General features: G+C 62.6%; 19 protein-coding genes. 9 read left to right on the plus strand and 10 right to left on the minus strand.

All coding sequences use genetic code 11. The annotated features are described in order from the left end of the window. Window positions 1–1,078, minus strand: a 1,078-nt coding sequence (sufB, locus tag ABEL04_RS12070) for a Fe-S cluster assembly protein SufB (RefSeq protein ID WP_375802643.1), incomplete at its 3' end; no start/stop codon positions are given. A 373-nt stretch (window positions 1,079–1,451) separates the two neighbouring features. Here sufB and ABEL04_RS12075 point away from each other — a divergent pair. Then, entirely contained in the window at window positions 1,452–1,784 is a 333-nt protein-coding gene (locus ABEL04_RS12075; protein WP_375802644.1) for a HesB/IscA family protein, read from the plus strand. Between the two features lie 36 nt (window positions 1,785–1,820). On the opposite strand, the gene ABEL04_RS12080 is transcribed toward ABEL04_RS12075, so the two are convergent. The 4 genes from ABEL04_RS12080 to ABEL04_RS12095 form a co-directional block, all read right to left on the minus strand. Further along, on the minus strand, window positions 1,821–2,396 hold the full coding sequence (locus ABEL04_RS12080; RefSeq protein WP_375802645.1) for a DUF192 domain-containing protein: 576 nt from the start codon (window positions 2,394–2,396) through the stop codon (window positions 1,821–1,823). After that, window positions 2,378–2,860, minus strand: a complete 483-nt coding sequence (locus ABEL04_RS12085; RefSeq protein ID WP_375802646.1) for a DUF192 domain-containing protein — start codon at window positions 2,858–2,860, stop codon at window positions 2,378–2,380. The genes ABEL04_RS12080 and ABEL04_RS12085 overlap by 19 nt, the downstream gene beginning before the upstream one ends. A gap of 334 nt (window positions 2,861–3,194) precedes the next feature. Next, the gene (locus tag ABEL04_RS12090) at window positions 3,195–4,310 is read right to left on the minus strand and encodes a coproporphyrinogen-III oxidase family protein (protein WP_375802647.1); all 1,116 of its coding nucleotides are present in this window, start codon (window positions 4,308–4,310) and stop codon (window positions 3,195–3,197) included. A 34-nt stretch (window positions 4,311–4,344) separates the two neighbouring features. Then, window positions 4,345–5,352, minus strand: coding sequence for a hypothetical protein (locus tag ABEL04_RS12095; protein ID WP_375802648.1), 1,008 nt, complete (start codon window positions 5,350–5,352; stop codon window positions 4,345–4,347). 213 nt (window positions 5,353–5,565) lie between these two features. Between ABEL04_RS12095 and ABEL04_RS12100 the strand changes: the two genes are divergently transcribed. Then, window positions 5,566–6,744: a DNA double-strand break repair nuclease NurA gene (locus ABEL04_RS12100; protein WP_375802649.1), complete on the plus strand. Its 1,179-nt coding sequence runs from the start codon at window positions 5,566–5,568 to the stop codon at window positions 6,742–6,744. Between the two features lie 159 nt (window positions 6,745–6,903). Here the strand turns inward: ABEL04_RS12100 and ABEL04_RS12105 are convergent, their stop codons facing one another. After that, entirely contained in the window at window positions 6,904–8,268 is a 1,365-nt protein-coding gene (locus tag ABEL04_RS12105) for a T9SS type A sorting domain-containing protein (RefSeq protein WP_375802650.1), read from the minus strand. Between the two features lie 1,247 nt (window positions 8,269–9,515). Between ABEL04_RS12105 and ABEL04_RS12110 the strand changes: the two genes are divergently transcribed. Continuing rightward, a complete protein-coding gene (locus ABEL04_RS12110) occupies window positions 9,516–10,112 on the plus strand; it encodes a hypothetical protein (RefSeq protein ID WP_375802651.1) in 597 nt (198 codons plus the stop codon). Between the two features lie 92 nt (window positions 10,113–10,204). Beyond that, the gene (locus ABEL04_RS12115) at window positions 10,205–10,570 is read left to right on the plus strand and encodes a hypothetical protein (RefSeq protein ID WP_375802652.1); all 366 of its coding nucleotides are present in this window, start codon (window positions 10,205–10,207) and stop codon (window positions 10,568–10,570) included. 356 nt (window positions 10,571–10,926) lie between these two features. On the opposite strand, the gene ABEL04_RS12120 is transcribed toward ABEL04_RS12115, so the two are convergent. Then, complete coding sequence (locus tag ABEL04_RS12120; protein ID WP_375802653.1) at window positions 10,927–11,427, minus strand: hypothetical protein; 501 nt, start codon at window positions 11,425–11,427, stop codon at window positions 10,927–10,929. A 193-nt stretch (window positions 11,428–11,620) separates the two neighbouring features. Between ABEL04_RS12120 and ABEL04_RS12125 the strand changes: the two genes are divergently transcribed. Then, entirely contained in the window at window positions 11,621–12,871 is a 1,251-nt protein-coding gene (locus tag ABEL04_RS12125) for an acyl-CoA dehydrogenase family protein (protein WP_375802654.1), read from the plus strand. Window positions 12,872–13,002: 131 nt separating this feature from the next. Here the strand turns inward: ABEL04_RS12125 and ABEL04_RS12130 are convergent, their stop codons facing one another. Together ABEL04_RS12130 and ppdK are read right to left on the minus strand one after the other, a co-directional pair. Next, window positions 13,003–13,224 carry a hypothetical protein gene (locus ABEL04_RS12130; RefSeq protein WP_375802655.1) on the minus strand — a complete coding sequence of 74 codons (222 nt, stop codon included), beginning with the start codon at window positions 13,222–13,224 and terminating at the stop codon, window positions 13,003–13,005. Between the two features lie 83 nt (window positions 13,225–13,307). Beyond that, a complete protein-coding gene (gene ppdK / locus ABEL04_RS12135) occupies window positions 13,308–15,989 on the minus strand; it encodes a pyruvate, phosphate dikinase (protein WP_375802656.1) in 2,682 nt (893 codons plus the stop codon). Window positions 15,990–16,371: 382 nt separating this feature from the next. On the opposite strand from ppdK, the gene ABEL04_RS12140 reads away from it, so the two are divergent. Together ABEL04_RS12140 and topA are read left to right on the plus strand one after the other, a co-directional pair. Further along, window positions 16,372–16,953, plus strand: a complete 582-nt coding sequence (locus ABEL04_RS12140; RefSeq protein ID WP_375802657.1) for a ferritin-like domain-containing protein — start codon at window positions 16,372–16,374, stop codon at window positions 16,951–16,953. Window positions 16,954–17,240: 287 nt separating this feature from the next. Beyond that, a complete protein-coding gene (gene topA, locus ABEL04_RS12145; RefSeq protein ID WP_375802658.1) occupies window positions 17,241–19,841 on the plus strand; it encodes a type I DNA topoisomerase in 2,601 nt (866 codons plus the stop codon). A 79-nt stretch (window positions 19,842–19,920) separates the two neighbouring features. Here the strand turns inward: topA and rsgA are convergent, their stop codons facing one another. Further along, window positions 19,921–20,895, minus strand: coding sequence for a ribosome small subunit-dependent GTPase A (gene rsgA / locus ABEL04_RS12150; RefSeq protein WP_375802659.1), 975 nt, complete (start codon window positions 20,893–20,895; stop codon window positions 19,921–19,923). Window positions 20,896–21,010: 115 nt separating this feature from the next. Here rsgA and ABEL04_RS12155 point away from each other — a divergent pair, with 115 nt between their 5' ends. Together ABEL04_RS12155 and ABEL04_RS12160 are read left to right on the plus strand one after the other, a co-directional pair. Beyond that, window positions 21,011–21,286, plus strand: a complete 276-nt coding sequence (locus ABEL04_RS12155; protein WP_375802660.1) for a hypothetical protein — start codon at window positions 21,011–21,013, stop codon at window positions 21,284–21,286. 91 nt (window positions 21,287–21,377) lie between these two features. Beyond that, window positions 21,378–21,629 (plus strand): hypothetical protein, encoded by a 252-nt coding sequence (locus ABEL04_RS12160; RefSeq protein ID WP_375802661.1) that lies wholly within the window; start codon window positions 21,378–21,380, stop codon window positions 21,627–21,629. The last annotated feature ends 122 nt before the right edge of the window (window positions 21,630–21,751 follow it).

Raw genomic sequence — 21,751 nt, forward strand, 5'->3', positions numbered from 1 at the left:
TGTTCTTGCCGATGTGCTGCATCTTCGTGCCCGTGTCGGCCTGCTGGTGCCCCTTCGTGAAGGCCACCGAGTAGAACTCCCCAACCGAGTTGTCGCCAGCCAGGATGACGGACGGATACTTCTGCGTGACGGCAGAACCGGTCTCCAACTGCGTCCAGCTGATCTTGGAGTTGTCGCCCTTGCAGAGGCCACGCTTCGTGACGAGGTTGTAGACCCCGCCCTCGCCAGTGTCCGGATCGCCCGGGTACCAGTTCTGGATTGTGGAGTACTTGATCTCCGCGTCTTCGTGGGCGATGAGCTCCACCACGGCCGCGTGCAACTGATTCTCCTTGCGCATCGGTGCCGTGCAACCCTCCAGGTAGCTCACGTAAGAGCCCGGCTCGGCGACGATGAGCGTGCGCTCAAACTGACCGGTGCCCGCCTCATTGATGCGGAAGTAGGTGGACAGCTCCATTGGGCAGGTGACGCCCTCCGGCACGTACACGAACGATCCGTCGCTGAAGACGGCCGAGTTGAGGGCGGCGTACAAGTTGTCGGTGTATGGAATGACCGTGCCCATGTGCTCCCGCACAATCTCAGGATGGTCACGGGCGGCCTCGCCGAAGGACTTAAAGATTACGCCCTTCTCTTCCAGCTTGTCCTTAAACGTGGTGGCCACGGAAACGCTGTCCATCACGGCATCGACGGCCACACCAGTGAGCGCCTTTTGCTCCTCCAGCGGGATGCCGAGCCGCTCGAAGGTCTCCAGAATCTCATCCGGCACCTCGTCGAGGCTGTCGTAGCTGGCCGTCTCTTTCGGGGCGGAGAAGTAGCTAATCTCGTCGAACTTGGGCGCCTCGTAGTCGAGGTGCGCCCAGTCGATGGTTTCACCCCCGTCGATGCGATCACGGACGTGGTGGAAGGCCTTCAGCCGCCAGTTCAGAAGCCATTCAGGCTCGTCCTTGCGGTGCGAGATGTAGCGGACGACCTCCTCGGTAAGACCCTCGGGCGCCGTTTCCGCCTCAATGTCGGTGTAGAAGCCATGCTCGTACTCCTCACTGGCCTTTCCCTTCAGATATTCGGTTTCGGAAGTGCTCATAAGCGGTCCCTCGTCGTGTCGTGCGAGATCCGATGCGGCGGGTGGCAACACCGGTTCCCCGGGCAGACCATCGATCACAGGCAGGAAGCAGGCCCGAGTGTAAACCGACGTTTACACCTCTCTTTGTGTCAACGTGCGGTTACAACAGGAGGCCTCACAGGTCGTTCCGTCTGGGTCTTGTGCCGTTACACCTTCGTCGGAAGTTCGCGGGCGCGCGCGGAGAGGGCGAGCCTTCGTCCGAGTGGGGATCGTGAAAAGAGGCTGATTGCTTTGGGGAGTAGTGGGGGAGAAAGAGTGGTGTGGGAGAAACTTTCGGTTTTGAGTGACGGTACATCTGTGTCCGCTGACTTCCCGCGCGAGTCCAAGTTTGGTTATGACCATCGCAATGACCGACGAGGCTGTCGATCAAATTGAGACCGTAGCATCAAACGAGGACGTAGACCTGGACGAGACGCTCCTCCGCGTAGCGGTGGTGCCGGGTGGGTGCTCGGGGCTGACGTACGACCTCGGGTGGGACACGACCGTGCAGGACGAGGACACGGTGGAGGAGCACGACGGCATCACGGTGGTGCTCGACAAGAAGAGCCGTCTCTATCTCGACGGGTCCGAACTGCATTTTACCGATGGACTCGACGGGGACGGCTTTCACTTCTCCAATCCCCAGGCCTCTCGGGAGTGTGCGTGTGGGGAGTCGTTTGGCGTGTAGGACCGCAGTCGGCGGTTGGCCGACGGCAGATCTTTTTTATTCCAGTCGCCGCCACCGAACGCGGTCCCCTTCCAGGATCCCGTGTGAATCCGCAAAGCCGGCGGGGACCTCCACCACGTACTGTGCCGGCTCGCCGGACCGGTAGTTCTCCGACGAAAAGGGCGTCGTGTACTTGGCAATATTGACAATCTGCGAGTCCGCGCTCACGAAAATGATGTCGAGGGCAACGGGGGTGTTTGACATCCAGAAGCTGCGGGGCTGCTCGTTGTCGAAGAGGAAGAGCATCCCGCTCTTCTTGTCGGGGAAGCCCTCTCGCTGCATCATGCCCCGCTCCCGCGCCGAGTCCGTGGCGGCGATCTCGACGTCGATGACAACTGTCGAGTCTTTGTTCCGGACGAACGCAAGACGCCCCTCCACATCGAAAGGAATAGTCCGGGTGGTGTCCGCTCCTGCGTCCGGAGAGGAGGTCTCCCCATTTCCGGAACCGCCACAGGCGGTGAGGCCCCCAAGAAGCACTGTGCCACAAAGCAGGAGGGACAAAACTCGTAGGGGAACAGAGGTCGTCTGAGGGGGCACGGACACAGGCGTAGGGGCTAGTTGTTGGATGTCCATCGGACGCGAGTGCTGTCGGTAAGGCCGAAGCGGTCGGCAAAGCCGGCCCGGACCTCGACAACAAACTTCCTGGGAGCCTTCGGCTCAATCGTCTCTTCGGAGAACGGGGTCGTCCGACGGGCGACGTTGATCACTTGAGAATCAGGGGCTACGAACACAATATCTAGGGGAAGGGGCGTGTTTTTCATCCACATGCCCCCCGTGCTCACCTCGTCGAAGATAAAGAGCATGCCCCGATCGTAGCCGAGGGTCTGCTGGCGCATCAATCCCCGCTTCCGCTCGGCATCGGAGTCGGCGATGTCGATGGCGATCGTCGCAAGCGTGTCCCCACTCGGCCGGACAAAGGCGAGTGTGCCCTCCTCCTGGAAGCCACGGGTATCGTTGCGCTGGGTGGTGTTGTCGCTGCAGCCGAGGAGAAGTAGGGGGCCGAGAAGGGAGAAAAGCAGAAGGGTGCCGATTCGCATGAGAAGACCGGGCGGAAGAGGGGGGTTAGAGCGAACGTTCCGTATACACCGCGTCGTTCAGCGGGTTGTGATAGTAGGCATCACGCTCGACGAAGCCAAGGGGCCGGTATAGGGCGTCCGGACGGGTGCCGCTGCTGCCACGGGGACGAACTGCATCTCCGTGTCTCCCAGCTCTTAGGCCTCCTCAAGGATGGTCTCGGCGCGGCGGCCGGCAGGCACGGACGTGAACGGTTGCTGAAGGCGGATTGCCGGGCAGGAAAGAGTGCGTCGCGGAAGAGGACGTGGTGCGTGGCGTGGGCCTCATCCGGAGCATGTTCTCACGCCTCATCAGGCATTACCCCTCACGAATCAGCCGTTGCGTGATGGCGTCGGCGAGGAGGCGACCCCGGGGCGTCAGCCGCACGCGATTCGGGTCGTCGTGGATCAGCCCTTCTTCGGCGAGCCGGTCCAGCGCGGCGGCCCGGCGATCATGGAGAGCAACACCGTATCGTTTGTTGAGCACGTCCAGGTCTAGCCCCTCACTCGTTCGGAGGCGGAGGAGGATGTACTCGCGGGCCAGTGCGGGCTGGTCGAGGACCTGGTGCTGCTCCACCGGGACCTCGTCGCTACGCAACCGCTCCACATACGCTGCGGTGTCCTCAACGTTTGACCACCGCTGGGCCATCGACGGGTCGCTGCGGTCGGGCCACCAGAAGCTCTCGGCGCCGGGCCCGAGGCCGAGGACGTTGCCGTGTGCGTAGACGCACTCCTGGTACTGGGAGCGGTGGCCAGGCCGGGCGAAGTGGGTGAGTTCGTACTGCTCGTAGCCCTTCGAGCGGAGGAAGGTCATGGCGAAGGCGAAGCGCTCTGCGTGCGCGTCGTCGTTGTGGGAGGGGCCGCTTAGATCGCGTTCGTGGAGGGTGATGTGGGGCACGCGCAGCTCTGCTGCCCGGTGCAGGCTGGCCTTCCAGTTCGAACGCGGACGCTCAGCGCCGCCAAAGTGCAGGTCGACCGAGAAGGACTCGAACCCCGCATCTCGACTCCACTGAATCGTGCGGACGAGGTCATCCCGGGTGTGCTGGGCCCCGGTCCTCGCCAGGTCCTCGGGTACCAGCGAAATTCCTCCGATGCTCAGCCGGGTGACCCCATGCCGATGCAGTTCGGTTAGGTATTCGGGCGTCGCGTCAGCTGGACTGATCTCGACAGTGGCCTCCTCCAGCGCGGACGCGCCAAGCTCATGGGATACGGTATCAGCGAGAGTCTGAACAACATCGACGGAGTAAAGAGAGGGCCGCCCCCCACCGACATAGAGAATCGAGACGGGGGCGGTCACGGTGGGCCGCTGTGCGCACAAACGGGCCTCATCGGACAGAGCAGCCGTGATCTCGGCCTCACCGGCATCTCCGGGGGCGTCTTGCTCACGGGCACGGTGGCCCTTCCGCACCGGAAGGTGAATATACAGGCCAGCCACGATGTCGAGAGAGTGGTTGGGAGGAGTGCTCCGGCTAACTCGGAGAGGACGTGGACGCTCGCTGCTTCCACTGCCGGACAGCCACGTGGTCCTTAATTACGTCGAGCGACTGGATGACGATCGACTGGGCGAGGTGATTGAGCCGCTGATCGTACTTCGGGCTCAGCAGGGTCTCCGCCGAGACGGATGTGACCTGGGCGAGGACAGCATTGTTCTCGGGCCGACAAACATCGGTCACCAGGCGGTCGACGACGCTGAATACGATGTCGCTGATGGCACTCTCAAGAAGGGTGGCCACTGGTGCGCCAACGCCCGGAAGGGAAGCAATCGTGCCAATCTCCCGGTTGTTCTCGACGGCATCTTCGATGACCTCGTCCAGGTAGTCGTGGAAGTCATCTTTTCGGTCATCGTAGGCAATCGCGGTGGCCTCCTGAAGCCGGTGAGTGACTGCCTCGATGAGGGCATCCCGCTGTGGGGCGAGCACCTCTCGCCCGATCCGGTCGGTCACCTCCTGGTTGACCCGGAGTTCCTCCTGCACACCCTCGATAATGCGCACCGTCACGCGGTCGCTGATCTCTTCGAGCAGGATGTCGCGGTACTTATCGAAGGTCTCATAGACGTATGTTTCCCGGAGGTCGATGAGACCGGTCCGCTGCAGCTTCGGGATCATGGCAATCAAGCGGAGCAGACGCAGGGAGCGCAGCGACCCGACCGGAATGCAACCCAAGACGTCGTACCAGTGCACAAACGGGTAGAAGAACCACCGGTGATACCGGTCTTGGTAGATGGCCAGTCCCCAGCGGACGAGGATTTCCGCTACGAAAACGGCGACGAACGCGAGGTCGTAGACAATGAAGTGCTGGTGGATCGTCTGGTTGTACCAGGTGTATAGCGCAGGGACGTGGGCCTGCATCTGGTCCTGGACAAACGGGCTGGCAAACCCCCAGTCGACGATGATGAGGGCGAGATTTATGATGATGAGGATCATCATCATCACGTCGACGATCAGGCCCATCGTTTCGTACGTCGATCGATCGGTCATGGGATGTCTGTGGTCGCTGATGCGTGGGACTGTTCAGAAGGGGAGAGCACAATTTTGGGGTCGGATCTCTCGCGGATGCTCTCTCGCGGATGCAAGGACCCGGAGCCGCTCTCGCCTCGCAGAGCGCACGTCCACAACATCCCGGATGACATGGACAATCTCGAAGCGGAACTCCTTTTCTCGCTACACGCTCCTTGATCGTTCACAGGCGATATGCTCAATCTTCGGCAGCTGCACGACCAACTGGACGATTTCGAGGAGCAGCAGGCCAAGCGCCAGAACCGCCGGACGGCGCAGCGCGACCGGGCCGGGGCCCTGCTCGACGTTTGCCACGAGCACTGGCGGGAGGTTCGGGACGCCGTCGGGACGGCCCAGCCGCGCCGCCTCGTGGCCAAGATGCGCGAGCCCCCCGCCGCGACCCACGCGGCGCCGGAACGCCCGTCGCCCATCACGGTGGTGGCCACGGACGGCTCCCAGATCTACCCCGATCGCCACGTCGAGCCGCCCTTCTTCCTGCTGAACGTGAGTCAGGTGGGATTCCAGTACGGGACGACGGAGGAGGCCCTCCTCGATTCCACCCCTTCGCTACATTTCCGGGAGCAGTTGGCCGCCCGGTTCGACGCGCCGCTCGACACCATTCCGGCCGAACTGGTTTCGGCGCTGCGCGACGAGTTGGAGCTGAGTCAGCTTCTCGATGTCGCTACCACGGCCCGCGTTTCGGGCCGTCCCCTCCTGGCCCTGGCGGACGGGACGCTCATCCGGTGGATGATTCGGGGCATGGACAACGAGGCCCTCGAAGAGGACCTCATCGCCCGCTACACCGAGCACCTCGAAGGCTTCCGGGAGGCGAATCTTGCCCTGGCCTCCTACGTGAGCATGCCCGCGAGCACCGAGGTTGTGAACCTGCTCCGGTTCGTGGGGGGCGACCTCGACGCGGCGGCGCCCTCGATATCGGTCGACGCCGCCGACACGCCGCAGCTCGATGGGTTGCTCGATCGCCACGTCCTAGCTACGATTTTGAAACCGGGGGAGCGGTCGGCCGTCTTCGGGTCGGCCTCGCACATTCAGGGCGAGTACCCGACGGGGACGGACATCGCGTTTTTCTACCTGAGAGTCCCGGGGCCCAGCGAAGGAGAGCTTGGGCGCGTTGAGGTACCGCGGTGGGTGGCGGAGGATTCGGCGCTCCTCGACCGTGTCCACGCCACGATCCTACAGGAGTGCCGGAAGGGGGAAGGCTACCCGCTGGCGCTGTCGGAGGCCCACGAGCGGGCGGTGGTGCGGCGGGCGGAGCGAGAGGCATTTTTCCGGATCATGGAGCGGCGGCTCCGTGACACGGGTCTCGATCCGACCGGGTCGGGGAAGCGACGCTCGAAGCAGCGGCCACGGGCTTGAGCACGGATGTTGGGGCACGTGGAGGCGGGACTGACGAACCGGGCCCGTCCCAGTGGTGTCTACTTCAGAACTGCCTCTTTTGGAGCGGCTCGAAGCCTCGGGAGTGCTTTGTAACCATCCAGCCGCCAGAATCCGTCCCCGCCTCCTGACCATGACTAGTCACTGCACGATGGTAACCCGTCGGGTCCTGGCTTGCCCCCCAGCCCGGAGCCGCAGGAAGTACGTCCCCGCCGATAGGCTACCAGCCCGGAGCCGAACTGTCTGCATGCGGCCCCCTCCAGAACGGCCCTGAAACAAGGTCCGCACTCGTCGGCCCAGTGCGTCGTACAGGGCGAGCTCCGCGTGTTCGGCCTCCTTCGTCCCGAAGCGCAGGGTCGCACCGCTACGCGTCGGGTTTGGCGCGGGCGCGCTCAGACGAAGGGCTTCTTGCATCTGAACTCGAACCGTCACCGAGTCGCTGAGTGTGGAGGCGCCGTTCAGGTGTACCTGCCGCAGACGGAACTGGTGCTTGCCCACTGGAAGCTCCCCAGTCTCAAAACGGTAGGAAAGCGCCTGGGTCGTGGTGCCACCGGAGGCTTTCGATCTAACGTAACCAATCTGCGTCCAGCCATCTTCGTCGTCCTGTCGCTGCACCTCAAAGCCTGCATTGTTCGTCTCGCTAACGGTCTGCCAGGCGAGGCGGACGCTGGTCTCGACGGCCGTGCCGTCGAAGTGGCCAAGCTCCACAGGAAGCTCGTTGGTACCGCCAATGAACTCGACGAAGCTTTCAAAATCGTGGAGGGCAAATTGGTCTGTCCCAACGATGTCCCCGACTGCCTGAACGGTTTGGTTGAGGACCGAGGGGCTAGGGTAATCCTCGGGACGCAAGGCTACGGCTCGCTGTTCGGGGGAGAAGTGGCGAGCGGCCTCGCGGGTCTGCTCCGCTCGCTCGCGCGGCTCTTTCTCTCCATAGGCCATAAGGTACGCCCGGTCCACAATTGGCGCCATCTTGCGATACGTCGAATCGGGCCACCAAACGGGAACCGATACTGCTAACTTGCTGTCGCCAATGCTTTCACGGACCACACGCAGCACCTCCAGGTAGCGCCGGAGGTACTCCGCCGTGCGCTGGTCGAAGTCGTCGTACGCGTGCGGTTCTATGTTTATGTGCAGGGTGCTCCCCTGCAGGTCAATGCCGTTGACGCGCGACCGCACGTCCTCCGGCTCACCGGATCGTACCCAATAGTTGGGAGCCAAGAGAAACTCGGTGGCGATGCCGCTTTTCCGGGCCTGCGCCTTCAGGGCTTTCACTTTTTCGATGGGAGAGCCTTGCCCTACGGACAGGATCAGTCGCTCGATATTCTGAGTCTCTGCAAGATCAACGATGGAACTGATGCTTTGGCTCTGAAGGGCATCGGACCAGATGTAGAGAGCCGTACGTTCTCCGAAGCGATCTTCATGTTCAGGGTCACCGGCCCTCACCTGGGAGGAAGCCACCAGAGCAAGTCCCACCAATAAAGCGAAAAGACCGACAGCGTTCTTCATGGGTCTCTTTCCTGGGTGAGGGTGGAAAGCGCTGTTGCCAAATTTTCGGACCTCCGTCCCCGTTACTGCACTCCCGGCCTATCCCAACCGCAAAAAGAGTGCCGAAGTCGCCCAGAACAGAAATGTTCGTCCTGTCCGCCGGTCGGCCAAGACTGCCGAGACGGACGCAACATTGCAGAAAGTAGTCCCGTCAGAGGAGTTAGAATAGTAGTTGGACCGCAATCAATCCTTCTGCTGATCAACCGACCTCTCTCCGTTCGAGAGGGATATCGGGGGGCTCCGAGAAACTGGAAGGGGCCCCGAAGCGATGTTGGCGACCGATAGGACTATCCCTTGAAGTTCGCCGCCCGCCGTACGAAGACATCGATCCCTGGGAATCTCGTGGGCCTCATATTCGAGCTGATAAATCCCGCGTTGAGACAATCGAGGCGGTAGTCTTGTCTTTTCGTGCGAAGGTCGCTTTCATTGCCCTGCTACACTCTAATAGAAAAGACTCGTCCCTGAGAACAAGCAGGTTCTCATCGAAAAACACCGTTAAAATGTAACGAAATCGTTTTCCAAAATGTCAAGACGTGTACGTAACGAGCAAGAGAACTCTGGTGGGGTTCCTTGAGGCCCGTAGGTGTAACAGTGATCGGGTAACAGTTCCACGCCGTAGAATGCAAAATGTCGTCTGACTTACTCCCTGGGTGGCCGGGCTGACTCTTCCATCTCTCCGAGAGATAGGGCGCTCGGGGTCTCCTTCTCTCCATCTCGCTCCGGGCGCTCACGCGGGCGGGAGCAGGCTGGGGGCCTGGTAGCCCTTGCAGAACGAAAGCGGTGAGGTTGAGGCACCGCCGCCTGTGCGCTGGCGGTAGAGCGCGACTACCGTCTTCCCAATCTATCGGCCTTGAGTCGGCGAACTGTGCTCGTTCCCAGTCGTACTCGCCCCAAAGTTGTCGGCCCATCCCTGCGGCTTGGACGTGCTGTCGCTACGACCGTCACCAGGCCACAACTCGCCCAGCAGTCGAGCATCTTCGCGACGATACACAACTGAGGACGCGATCGAGTGCATCCGCTTCGGTGAGGAGCTGGAAGAGCGGCTCGAAGCCCATCGTCCGCGTCGATCCTAGCGACGGCGTCCTACAATCTCGCTTTGGTTTGGGCATCTCGATGAGAACGAGGAGGAAGCTTGGCCGGTTGTGGCGAACCCGGGGTGATTCTCGCTGACCCGTCCGACGCTCTTTTTCGAATCCTGGTGTACTCTGATGACAGAAGACGCTCTTGGTGAAGTGATTGAGGCCTCCACCCGCCAGTTTGTGGCCGAGGTGTACGAGGAGGCCGAGGCGCCAGACTTCGGGACCTGGGTGCGCGTAGAGCCCGATGGGGCACCCGTGCTGTTTGGGCTTGTGAGTCACGTGGAGACGGGGAGCTACGACACGAATCGACAGGCCGTGGCGCTGGGGCTCTCCCCCGAGGAACGTGCCCAGGAGATGCCGATGGTCGACGAACTGCTCCGCACCACTGTCCGGGCCCAGATGCTGGCGTGTCGGGGGCCGGACGGCGACGTTCGGCAGACGCTCCCGCCCCAACCGCCGGACATCCACGACTTTGTGGCCCCCTGCCCCGACGAGCAGGTTCGAGCGCTCGGGGCGCCCTACGACTTCCTGCGTACCCTCGTGGAGCATCCCGATCCCGCCGTGCCGGTCGACGATCTCCTCGTGGCGGTGCTCCGCCGCACCTACGTGGCGCACGGCGGCGAGCAGGGCGGGCGCGAACCGCTCGTGCAGGCCGGCCGCGCCCTCAGCCGGCTCCTCGACGACGACCACGAGCGTCTGCAGTCCATTCTTCGCCGCGTGCTGTAGCACAGCCGGGAGGCCGCAGCAAACTTGCACGAGAGCACAGCGTTACATGTAATGCACATCGACCACGTCTGACTCCGAGGTCCATCGGTCCCATGCCTGAGTCAACTCCGTCCGGGGACGCTCCCTCGCGCTCCGAGACTGCCCGTGACGTCGTCATCTTCCAGGTTAAGCTCTGGCTCGAAGGCTTCAAAGATGTCGTGCTGATGCCACTCTCACTCGGCGCGGCCGTCATCGACCTTGTCTTCGGAGGATCCACGCTGTACGCCGTAATGAAGCTTGGCGATCGGTTCGAGCGCTGGGTGCATCTCTACGCCCCGCTGGAGGAGCCGGAATCGAAGCCTGAGGACCCCGATCCACAGTCGCTCGACCGCCTGCTGAATGAGGCTGCGGACGGGATCGAGAACAAGGCAGCCAGCAGCCGCCCGGAAGAGACCGAGGCTTCTTGGTCGAGCTCCTGACGCTTAACGAGGGCTCACTCCCCGTCCAATCGATCCGTGGGGAGTCTGCACGTGATCAGTGCGGCTAAGTGAGCCGCATGATCGCCCACGTCAACCTGTGGGGGCAGTCCCGTGATACCGATCGACGCAATCCGAGAACACGCCCGGCCCACCACCAAAGGGGCCCTGCCGTAATCGTCGACGAACTGGAGATGAGCGGTGGCGGTGCTGTGAGACTACAGCTCAGAAACCGTGTAGTGCTAACCAGGGTGAGAGTGCGGACCGGGATCGAGGCGATCACGGGCGCGGGGCGGGAGCAATGAGACCGGTGAGAGCGAGAGGAGGAGCACCCGGGTCCCCGCGGGGTTCTCAATCTCTCAAAGAATGATGCCAACTCGAAGGGGCAGCACCAGGGTCGTCGTCTCCTTCCCCACGAGAAACCCAGGGTTAAATTCGAAGAACAGGGAGCTTTCCCTGAGCAATCGAGCCTGCCCGATTCCCAGGTGAAAGGTAGGTCCACTCCTGGTGGACGTGTTGCCGAAGGGCACGTAGGCCCCCCCTCCACCGAATACGTACGTTGTTCTGTTGTTGGTCGCCGGAAGTGAGACAATTACCGACGCCTGGGGGTCGAGCGCGAACGCGGCGTTGTCGCGGCCCTGAAAGATGAAACCCGTGATGCCGGATCCCACGGCAAGCGATACGTCTTGAGTGACCGCGGTCGACGCACGGAAGCGAAGCCCGGGTCCCACATTGTCGCCTGCCGTGCTCCCAAGCATCTGAACGCCGATGCCAATTCGGGACGGGTTCTGAGCCTGTGCGGTCCCGATGAGGCCCATCGTGATCCCGAGAAGAAGCAGGAGCCAAGAAACGTGTCGCATGAACGTGAGGAACTGCGCGGAATCAAGGGGAAGTGGCGAGCCGTTACGAACTCTGTTACAGAGTCATCCGTTTGCTCTCTGGTTGGCCGACCATTGTCTGGAACGTACATGTCGGCTCGACGATCCTCAACAGGAATACTGTCGTCACTCCGTTCCGGTGCCTGAATCACGCTTCTAAACCGCTTTCCGTCTCATGACTGAGCTAGACCCTTCGCTCGCGCCTCAACACGCGCAATCGAAAGAGGACATCACCCCTGCGGCGACGTGGGATCCGGAGGCGTTCGACGCGCCCGACTTTTACGCCCTCAACGAACTTCTGCCGAAGGAGGCCCGGGTCATCCGAGATGAGGTCCGGGCCTTCGTCACGGAGGAGGTCGAGCCCATTATCGAGGAGTACGCGCAACGAGCAGAATTTCCGCGTCACCTGATTCCGGCGCTTGCAGAGCAGGGGCTGCTCGGTCCTACTCTTCCGCCCGAGCATGGAGGCGAAGGCCACAGCAACATCGTGTATGGCTTGATGATGCAGGAGCTCGAAAGAGGAGATTCCGGCCTTCGCTCCTTTTGCTCGGTCACCGGATCGCTGGTGATGTATCCCATTTGGCGCTACGGCAGCGAGGCGCAGAAGGAGCGCTGGTTGCCCCGGCTGGCAAACGCCGACGCCATCGGCTGCTTCGGCCTCACTGAACCGGAGGTCGGATCGAACCCCTCCGCCATGCAGACTCAGGCCCGGCGCGACGGCGATACGTGGGTCCTCAACGGGCACAAGCGGTGGTCAACGAACGCCACGATTGCCGACGTGGCCGTGGTCTGGGCAAAAGACGAGGAGGACACCGTGCGCGGGTTTCTGGTTGAGACGGACCGGGACGGGGTCACGACGCCCCCCATCGACGACACCTGGTCCTTGCGGGCGGCGGTGACCAGCGAGGTTGTGCTCGACGACGTGCGAGTGCCGGAGGCCCACCGCCTGCCGGCCGCCGAGGGACTCAAGGCACCGCTCTCGTGCCTCACGCAGGCCCGCTACGGCATCTGCTGGGGCACCATTGGGGCAGCCATGGCGTGCTACGACGCGGCCCGCCAGCACGCCCAGAATCGGGAGCAGTTCGGCCGGCCCATCGGGGGCTTCCAGCTCATGCAGGAGCGCCTCGTGGACATGGTGCAGGAGATCACGAAGGCTCAGCTCCTCAACTGGCGCCTCGGCACCCTGAAGGACGCTGGGGACATGCGCCCCCAACAGGTCTCCCTCGCCAAGCGCAACAATTGCGAGACGGCACTGGAGGTAGCACAATCGGCCCGCCAGATGTTAGGCGGCGACGGTGTGACGAGCCGGTACCCGGTAATGCGGCACCAGTCCAATCTCGAGGCGGTGAGCACCTACGAGGGCACCCACGAGGTACACACGCTTATCGTAGGGGAGGACGTGACGGGGGAGAACGCGTTCACGTAGGCGGACGCGTGATCTCAGAATGAGAATTGAAAATGGCGGTCCTCCGTCCAGGCAGCCGGATGCTGACGGATGTGCCGCCGCGCCGCGTCCCGGTCGCTAGGATCGTGGGGGAGGGGAGCGCACCACCGGGCTCATCCCCTGAATGTGCCCGGGGGACGCTGGCCCGTGTTGCCCGACGATGATCCCCGCCGTCCCGCCGCCGACGAGATGTCGAACCACCCCAGGGTCCACCGTGCACGAGGGACGAATTCGCCGGTGGCCAGGGACGACTGCGCTGTGTCCGGGCGCCGCAGCAGGAGTGCGCCCTCCCTCGTCACGTCTGCGCGCCCGCTCACCGTTCTTGCAGTGCGCATGAGTGCCCTCGAATTCTGAGCTGTGTGTGGTTCAGGCTGCGCTTGTCACGGTGAAGTCCCCGTCGGACGCCGACAGGGAGATGCTAATACGCTGCGCCATCGGAGGAGATGCCCGGTCCCTCCGTGAGGGCTGCCTGGGCCGCCGCGAGGCGAGCGATGGGCACACGGAAGGGGGAGCACGAGACGTAGTCCAGACCGGTATCGTAGCAGAAGGCGACGGAGGAGGGCTCGCCACCGTGCTCACCACAGATGCCTACCTTGAGCGCCTCGTTGCGCGCTGTTCCACGCTCCACGGCGATTTGGACGAGTTCGCCCACGCCGTCCTGGTCGAGTGCCTGAAAGGGATCCTGCTCGAGGAAGCTCTCGTCGACGTAGTGCGGGAGGAAGGACCCAGCGTCGTCTCGGCTGAAGCCGAAGGTCATCTGCGTAAGGTCGTTCGTGCCGAAGGAGAAGAAGTCCGCCGCCTCGGCGATCTCGCCGGCCTGCAGGGCGGCACGAGGAATCTCGATCATCGTCCCCACTTGGTAGTCGACGGTCGCGCCGTGCGCCTCGAATACAGTCTCGGCGGCCTCGTCGATCACTGCCTTCTGGTCGTCGAACTCCGCGGCGGTGGCGACAAGGGGGACCATGACCTCGGGCTGGACGTCGATGCCGTCGGCCTGCACGTCGAGGGCGGCCTCGAAAATGGCACGGGCTTGCATGCGGGTGATCTCCGGCCGGGTCACGCCGAGACGACAGCCCCGGTGCCCCAGCATCGGATTGAACTCCTCGAGCGACTCCACCTTCTCTTCGATTGCTTCGACGGGGAGATTGAGGCGGTCGGCCAGCGCGGCCTGGTCGTCCGCCTCGGTTGGCAGGAATTCGTGGAGGGGCGGGTCCAAGAGGCGGATGGTCACCGGGTGCCCATCCATCGCCCGGAAGATCTCCTCGAAGTCGCCCCGCTGGTACGGGCGAAGGGCATCGAGGGCGTCCCGCTTGACCTCGTTGCTCTCCGACAGAATCATCCGGCGCATCTCGGCGATGCGTTCGTCGCCGAAGAACATGTGCTCGGTTCGGCAGAGCCCGATGCCTTCGGCGCCAAATTCAAGGGCCTGCTGGGCGTCCTCGGCCGTGTCGGCGTTGGTCCGCACGCCGATATCCTGGTACTTGTCCACCCACGACATGAAGCGGGCGAACGAACCGGTCAGCTCCGGCTCGATTAGCGGCTGCTGGCCGCGGATGACGTCTCCGGTCGACCCGTCGATCGAAATCCAGTCGCCCTCCTCGACGGTCACCTCGCCGTTCGTGAACGACTTCTGCTCATGGTCGACGACAATGTCGTCGCAGCCGGCCACGCAGGGCTTGCCCCACCCCCGGGCCACAACCGCTGCGTGGGAGGTCATGCCCCCGCGGGACGTAAGAATGCCTTCCGCGGCATCCATGCCGCCCACGTCCTCAGGGCTTGTTTCGGTGCGGACAAGGATAACCTCCTCACCGTTCTCATTCCACCGCTCGGCCTCCTCCGCGCTGAAGACGGCCTGCCCGACGGCCGCTCCCGGCGATGCTGGAAGACCCTCTCCCAGGATGTCGTCGTCGTAGTCGGCGTCTGCATCGAAGCGGGGGTGGAGGAGCTGGTTCAGGTGGTCGGGCTCAACGAGGACCTTCACCGCCCGCTCCTCGTCGATGAGGCCTTCGTCGACCATGTCCACCGCAATCGTGAGGGCGGCAGGGCCGGTTCGCTTTCCGTCCCGCGTCTGGAGGATGTAGAGGGAGCCGTCCTGGACGGTGAACTCAAGGTCCTGCATTTCCCCGTAGTGGGCCTCCAGGCGATGACAGATGTCCTGGAGCTCCTCGTAGATTGAGGGCATCGCCCGCTGCAGTTCCTGAATGTCGCGCGGAGTGCGAATGCCCGCGACCACGTCCTCCCCCTGGGCATTCTGGAGAAACTCGCCGTACAGCTCGTTCTCGCCGGTCGCGGGATTGCGGGTAAAACACACGCCGGTGCCGCTCGCGTCACCGGTGTTGCCGAAGACCATCGCCTGGACCGTCACGGCCGTGCCGCGCAGGCCCGTGATGTTTTTGATCTCGCGGTACCGCACGGCCCGTTCGTTCATCCACGAGTCGAAGACCGCGTTGATCGCCCGCTCGAGCTGCTCGGCGGGCGCCTGCGGAAAGGGCTCGCCGGTTTCCTCGTAGTAGATGGTCTTGTAGCGCTGGACGAGCTCCTCCAGGTCGTCGGCAGTTAGGTCGATGTCCCGCTCGGCCTTCTGCTCTTCCTTGAGGGTGCCAATCGCGTTTTCGAAGCGGTCCCGGTCGATGCCTACGACGACATCCCCAAACATGTCGATGAGCCGCCGATAGGCGTCGTAGGCAAACCGCTCGTTGCCGGTCTGTTTGGCCAGGCCCTCCACAGAATCGTCGTTGAGACCCAGGTTGAGCACCGAGTCCATCATGCCGGGCATCGACACCGCCGCTCCGCTCCGCACAGAGACCAGAAGTGGGTCCTTTGGATTGCCGAGGCGCTTTCCCATCGCCTCCTCGATGTGGCGGAGTCCCTCACGCACTTGGTCTCGCATTCCATTGGGCCAGTCGCCATCGTAGTCCACGTAGTAGTGGCATGCTTCGGTGGTAATGGTGTAGCCGGGAGGAACGGGAAGACCAATCCTGCTCATTTCGTTGAGATTTGCTCCTTTCCCGCCAAGCAAATCGGTCTGGTTGCGGTCGCCTTCGGCCCGTCCGTTCCCGAACCGGTACACGTACTTGGGCGTGTCTGTCGTGGTGGTCATGGGCACTGATGTGTATGATTGCTGGTGGGCGTGGCGCAGACGCGTCGGGACGCCAGTCCGCAAGCGCTATGGTCGGTGCTACGTCCGGGATCAATTTAACGAAAAAGATACGTGCCTTAAAGCTCCGCGCTGTAGAAAAATTTCAGGAACTGCGCTGAGGGCTCCTCTGCAACTTCACGCCCGTTACGGGCGTGGAACAGACACTGTGAGGTTCAAACCTGGCATTGGATTTGAGATGTAGTATACATGCTGACAGACGTTATTCATTCCCGACTGCTGGAGAAATGACGTCAGCCTGTCACCAAGTACTGACGATGAGCTGACGTACCTGCTGACAAGACTCCCTTGCCCTCAAACTCCTGAACAACCAACCGTGACTGATATGCCTACCACCACCACGAAAGAAGAAACCACGACCCATGGTGAACCCTGGCGCCCCCAGCAAATGATCGAGGAGAATCCCGTCGGCCTCGATCAGGATGTTGCCGAGCAGTTGATTCCGAAGCTCGACGAGATCCAGTGCACGCTCTGGACGATGTACCACCAGTACCAGAAGCATCACTGGCTCGTTGAGGGGCCTCAGTTTAACGACCTCCACCTCTTTCTTGAGGAGAACTACGAGGAGGTCCACAAGTACCTCGACCGTTTGGCTGAGCGCATTACGGCCCTCGGAGGCATCCCGACCAGCGCGCCGGACGTGCAGGCTGAACTTTCCCACGTGGAGCACGAGCCGGAGGGAACCTACCGCGTCCGCCAGATGCTCCAGCACGACTTGGCCGCCGAGCAGACCCTCTCAACCATTCTGCGGGACACGATTGAGCAGGCGCAGGAGCTTGGAGACCCGGGGACGGAGCGCGAGTTGAAGAAGGCGCTGACCAAGGCTGAGGACCGGGCTCACCACCTCGACCACTTCCTCGGGGAAGACAGCCTGGAGATTGGTCGTCCAAACGGAGATGCCGCCTAGTGTCTTCCGCCCCCGGCCCTGCTTCTGGCCGTCGGGGGGCAGAGACGTGTGAAGCCCGGCGCCGATTGTGGGGGCCGGGCTTTTTCTGTGGCCGTGACGGGCGGGGGTGGGAGCCAGTCCGGGACTGGTCACAGGGGGACTGACAACAAAGAGGTCACACGGGCGTCGGAACGACCTTCCCAGAACAGGCGTGTCCTCTGAGCCGAATTTTTCCGACGGGTTGCCATCCTAGACACCCCTCATCGGTCTGCCTATCTGTCGCACCGGTCGCAAATTGTCCGACTCCTATGAACCGTTTAGTCGTTGTCGAGTCGCCAACGAAGGCTCAGACAATCCGATCATTCCTTCCGGACGGAGACTTTCACGTTGAGGCGAGCATGGGACACATCCGCGATCTTCCTGCGTCGGCAGAGGAGATCCCCTCGGAATACGAGGATGAGGACTGGGCCCGGCTTGGCGTGAAGGTCACCAACGGATTTGAACCCCTGTACGTGGTGCCGTCAAAGAAGAAAGGTGTGGTGCGCGACCTCCGAGAGGCCCTCAGCGACGCCGATGTGCTCTACATCGCGACCGACGAGGACCGCGAGGGCGAGTCCATCGGGTGGCACCTCCTGAACGTGCTTGAGCCGGAGGTCCCAGTTCGGCGCATGGTGTTCCACGAAATCACGCAGGACGCCATTCGGGGGGCACTAGAGGACACCCGTGATCTCGACATGCACCTGGTTGAGGCGCAAAAGACCCGCCGCATTCTGGACCGGCTCGTCGGGTATTCGATATCGCCCCTGCTCTGGCGCAAGATCAAGCCAAAGTTGTCCGCGGGCCGCGTCCAGAGCGTGGCGGTGCGGCTCCTTGTGCAGCAGGAGACCGAGCGGATTACGTTCGTGCCGGCTACGTACTGGGACCTCGAGGCACGGCTTTCGAAGGAGGAGATCGGTGTTGACGCCGAAATGACGCACCTGAATGGGGTGCGGCTGGCCGCGGGTCGGGACTTCGACGAGGACACCGGCCGCCTGAAGGAGGACCTCACGGAGGGCGAGGACGTGGTGCTGCTCAACGAAGAGCAGGCCACCACGTTGGCCGAACAGCTGCCGGAGCAGACGTGGCGCATCGCCGACATCAAGGAGCGGACGCGTACAAAGTCGCCGTACGCACCGTTCATCACGTCTACTCTTCAGCAGGAGGCCAACCGCAAACTAAATCTCTCGTCGGGACGGACGATGAGCGTCGCCCAGTCCCTCTACGAGAATGGCTACATTACGTACATGCGCACCGACTCGACGAATCTGTCGTCCAAGGCGGTGGAGGGGGCCCGACGGACCGTGACGGAGCGGTACGGGGGCGAGTACCTGAGCGATAAGGTGCGCCAGTACAGCTCATCGGAGAGTGCGCAGGAAGCCCACGAGGCCATCCGGCCGGCGGGCTCCGACATGAAAACCAAGGACGAACTCGGCCTTCGGGGCATCGAGGGAGCGCTCTACGACCTGATCTGGAAGCGCACGTTGGCCACCCAGATGGCAGACGCGAAGGTCCGCTACACGAATGTTTACTTCGACGCGGAGGTAGACGGGAGCGTGGCGCGCTTTCGGGCTTCGGGGAAGAAATTCGATTTTCCAGGGTTTTTCCGGGTGTTGGTAGAAGGCAGCGACGATCCAGAAGCGGCTCTTCGGGACCGCGAACGGCCCCTCCCTTCACTGGAGGTCGGCGAGACGTCCGTCGGGAGCACTCCCGACTCGGCCTCGGAGGACCAGGGCTTCCGCGTCCGCTCCGTCGAGCCGCTCGGGCACGAGACCCAACCGCCGTCCCGGTACACCGAGGCGTCCCTGGTCGAGACCCTCGAGGATGAGGGCATCGGACGGCCGTCCACGTATGCCACCATCATCGATACCATCCAGGACCGAGGCTACGTGCGGAAGGAGGGAAGCTCACTCGTCCCGACCTTCACGGCCTTCGCCACGAATAATCTGATGGAGGCCCAGTTCAAGCCCCTGGTCGACGTCAACTTTACGGCTCAAATGGAGGATGTGCTCGACGACATTGCGCGTGGGGAGAAGAAGCCGACTCCGTACCTCCGAGACTTCTATTTAGGGGACGATGGGGTTGAGCCCCGTGTGGAAGAAGGCCTCGACGAGATCGATGGGCGGGAAATTAGCTCCGTCTCCTTTCCCGATCAGTGGGGCGACTACGTGGTGCGCGTCGGGCGGTACGGGCCTTACGTGGAAGGAACGCTGAACGAGTCCACCGTCACTGCCTCCCTGCCAGACGACCTGGCCCCTGGAGAGGTTACGGAGGAGAAGCTCCAGTCTATCTTGGAGGAGGCAAACGCGGGCGATCGGGTGCTCGGGATCCATCCTGACGCCGATAAGCCGGTGCTCCTCAAGTCAGGGCCCTACGGTCCATACATCCAACTTGGCGACGACGAGGAGAACGATCCGAAGCGCGTGTCTCTCCCGCCGGGCGTGGAGCCGGAGGACGTGGACTTCGAACTGGGCCTTCAGATTGCGAATTTGCCGCGCGTCTTGGGCGAACACCCGGACACAGGCAGCCCGATCAAGGCCAACATCGGCCGGTACGGCCCCTACGTGCAGCACGAGGGGACGTTTGCCTCGCTGCGGGATAACGATGACGTCCTCACCATCGAGTTCGAGCGGGGCCTAGAGCTCATTCGGGCGGAAGAGGATGCCAACAAGCCGGACCGGGTGCTCGGGCCGCACCCCAAGACCGAGGAGCCGGTTGAAGTCTGGAACGGACGGTATGGACCCTATGTCAAACACGACGGGACCAACGCATCTCTGAAGGACGACCAGTCCATTGATGCCGTGACGATGGAGGAGGCCCTCGACCTACTGGCCGAAAAGGGAGATTCGGCGACCCAGGAGGTTCGAAGCTAGGGGCCGCTTAGGATATGCGGACGTTTCTAGCGGCGGATGTTGATGTCCCGGCCTGAGCCCTTGAGGACGAAGGACCTTGTCAGCGGGACGGATCCTGCTCGTCTTGGAGGGACTCCAGAATGTTGAGATAGCTCTCGTAGCGCTCTGGGTGGATGTCTCCTCGCTCCACGGCCTTCTTCACGGCACACCCGGGCTCGTGGTCGTGCGTGCAGTCCGGAAATTGACAGTCGTTCACGTACGGGGACAGGTCATGGAAGTAGTACGCGAGGTCCTTCGGGTGCACGTTGTGGATTCCAAACTCGCGGACACCGGGCGTGTCGACAACGTACCCCCCGTTCGAGAGGGGGTATAGCTCGGCATGAGTTGTCGTGTGCGTGCCCTTTTGGGTCTTCGTGCTCACGGAACTGGTCCGAAGGTCAAGGTCGGGTTCGAGAGCGTTGAGAAGCGTTGACTTGCCGGCCCCCGAGGGGCCTGTGATTGCATTGATCTGGTCCTCGAATGCGTTGCCGAGTCGATCGAGCCCGCGTCCTTCTGTGGCGCTGGTCGCCAGCACCGGATACCCGAGGTCCGCGTACCGGAGATGAAAGTCCATCACCTCCGGCTTGTTGGCCTCCGTCGCGAGATCTATTTTGTTGATGATAATTCCCGCTGGAATGTCGCGGGCCGAAGCTGCCACGAGCAGGCGGTCGAGGAAGCGGGGATTGAGGGCAGGAAGATGGACGGACTGTACACACCAGACCCGGTCGACGTTGGCGACGAGCACGTGCTCCTGGCCGGCACGAGGACCCGCAGCACGCCGGCTCAACTTGTTGATCCGATCGTGTATTTCGGTGATGAACCCGGTTTGGTCTTCTTCCGCCAGTCGGATCGTGACCCGATCGCCCACGGCAATGGGGTTGGTGACATCCTGCTCGGTAAGGCGGAATTTCCCCCGCATCCGCGAGGGCACGGTCCGGTCCCCGACCTGCACATCATACCAGCTCCCCGTCGAGCTCGTCACGACCCCCTCGAGGTATGTGGTGTCGGAATCGGTTGCCGCGGAAGATGGAGCCATGTGTGGTCGCAGAGCCCTGTGGAGAAACCATTCGTTCTCGCTGCCCGTCCACTAGATGATTCCCCAAGTCGGAAAAGCAATTATTGAAATGGGGCTCTGCCCTAAACAGTTCGTTATGCCCTCTCGCGACCGCTACGACCGCCTCCGCCGCCATTTTCAAGAGCTTGAGGCCAACGAGCGCGCCCGCTTCCTCCTTGAGGCCTCCGTTTCAACGCTGGCCCAGGGGCTTGAGCAAGCCGGGCAGGCGCTCGCCGATAGCCTTGAACGGGTCATGCAACAGGAGCACCGGGCATCGGGCGCGTCCGAAGAAGCCCGGCAACCAGGGGCTGCGGAGCCGGAAACCGCCCAGCGGCAGGCCTCTCGCGGCGGGGATTCGTCGTCGGAGTCGTGAATCGTCTTCGGGCCCGCGGAGAAGCATCCCGTGCCGTGCGGGAACAGCACTGACAGCTTGCTCTCTGCTCTTCCACCAACGCACTCGTCAAATGTCTCAAGAACGTCCTACGGAGCGCCGGGTCCGCCTTCGAAACCTGAACTGGTTCGGAAAATCGGTTTATCTCGGAGGAGCGGCCCTTCGGCTTACGGCCAATCTGGTCGACACGACGGCAAAACGTGTATCGAAAATCGCGGCCGAGTCGAAGGAAGAGTTCAACCGCGGGGCCAATCCAAACATCGAGGATGCTCGGATTGTCGATGAGTACCGCTCCTCAGACTCCTCGGTGAACAAAGAAAGTTGACAGAACTGCTGAGATCCACGGCTGGATCCGTCACCTAGGACGGAAGAGCCCAGGCCTGCTCCACAGAGGCGGGGCCCATCGCGCTGGCCTGTGTCGCTGTCTCCACAGCACTGCCACGATGT

Source organism: Salinibacter sp. (assembly GCF_042218895.1).
Lineage (GTDB): Bacteria > Bacteroidota > Rhodothermia > Rhodothermales > Salinibacteraceae > Salinibacter.

Excerpts from the sequence above, each read along its gene's own strand:
- ABEL04_RS12075 (WP_375802644.1), top strand. The coding sequence starts at position 1,452 with ATGACCATCGCAATGACCGACGAGGCTGTCGATCAAATTGAGACCGTA.
- ABEL04_RS12080 (WP_375802645.1), bottom strand. The coding sequence starts at position 2,396 with ATGGACATCCAACAACTAGCCCCTACGCCTGTGTCCGTGCCCCCTCAG.
- ABEL04_RS12085 (WP_375802646.1), bottom strand. The coding sequence starts at position 2,860 with ATGCGAATCGGCACCCTTCTGCTTTTCTCCCTTCTCGGCCCCCTACTT.
- ABEL04_RS12095 (WP_375802648.1), bottom strand. The coding sequence starts at position 5,352 with ATGACCGATCGATCGACGTACGAAACGATGGGCCTGATCGTCGACGTG.
- ABEL04_RS12100 (WP_375802649.1), top strand. The coding sequence starts at position 5,566 with ATGCTCAATCTTCGGCAGCTGCACGACCAACTGGACGATTTCGAGGAG.
- ABEL04_RS12105 (WP_375802650.1), bottom strand. The coding sequence starts at position 8,268 with ATGAAGAACGCTGTCGGTCTTTTCGCTTTATTGGTGGGACTTGCTCTG.
- ABEL04_RS12110 (WP_375802651.1), top strand. The coding sequence starts at position 9,516 with ATGACAGAAGACGCTCTTGGTGAAGTGATTGAGGCCTCCACCCGCCAG.
- ABEL04_RS12115 (WP_375802652.1), top strand. The coding sequence starts at position 10,205 with ATGCCTGAGTCAACTCCGTCCGGGGACGCTCCCTCGCGCTCCGAGACT.
- ABEL04_RS12120 (WP_375802653.1), bottom strand. The coding sequence starts at position 11,427 with ATGCGACACGTTTCTTGGCTCCTGCTTCTTCTCGGGATCACGATGGGC.
- ABEL04_RS12125 (WP_375802654.1), top strand. The coding sequence starts at position 11,621 with ATGACTGAGCTAGACCCTTCGCTCGCGCCTCAACACGCGCAATCGAAA.
- ABEL04_RS12130 (WP_375802655.1), bottom strand. The coding sequence starts at position 13,224 with ATGCGCACTGCAAGAACGGTGAGCGGGCGCGCAGACGTGACGAGGGAG.
- ppdK (WP_375802656.1), bottom strand. The coding sequence starts at position 15,989 with ATGACCACCACGACAGACACGCCCAAGTACGTGTACCGGTTCGGGAAC.
- ABEL04_RS12140 (WP_375802657.1), top strand. The coding sequence starts at position 16,372 with ATGCCTACCACCACCACGAAAGAAGAAACCACGACCCATGGTGAACCC.
- topA (WP_375802658.1), top strand. The coding sequence starts at position 17,241 with ATGAACCGTTTAGTCGTTGTCGAGTCGCCAACGAAGGCTCAGACAATC.
- rsgA (WP_375802659.1), bottom strand. The coding sequence starts at position 20,895 with ATGGCTCCATCTTCCGCGGCAACCGATTCCGACACCACATACCTCGAG.
- ABEL04_RS12155 (WP_375802660.1), top strand. The coding sequence starts at position 21,011 with ATGCCCTCTCGCGACCGCTACGACCGCCTCCGCCGCCATTTTCAAGAG.
- ABEL04_RS12160 (WP_375802661.1), top strand. The coding sequence starts at position 21,378 with ATGTCTCAAGAACGTCCTACGGAGCGCCGGGTCCGCCTTCGAAACCTG.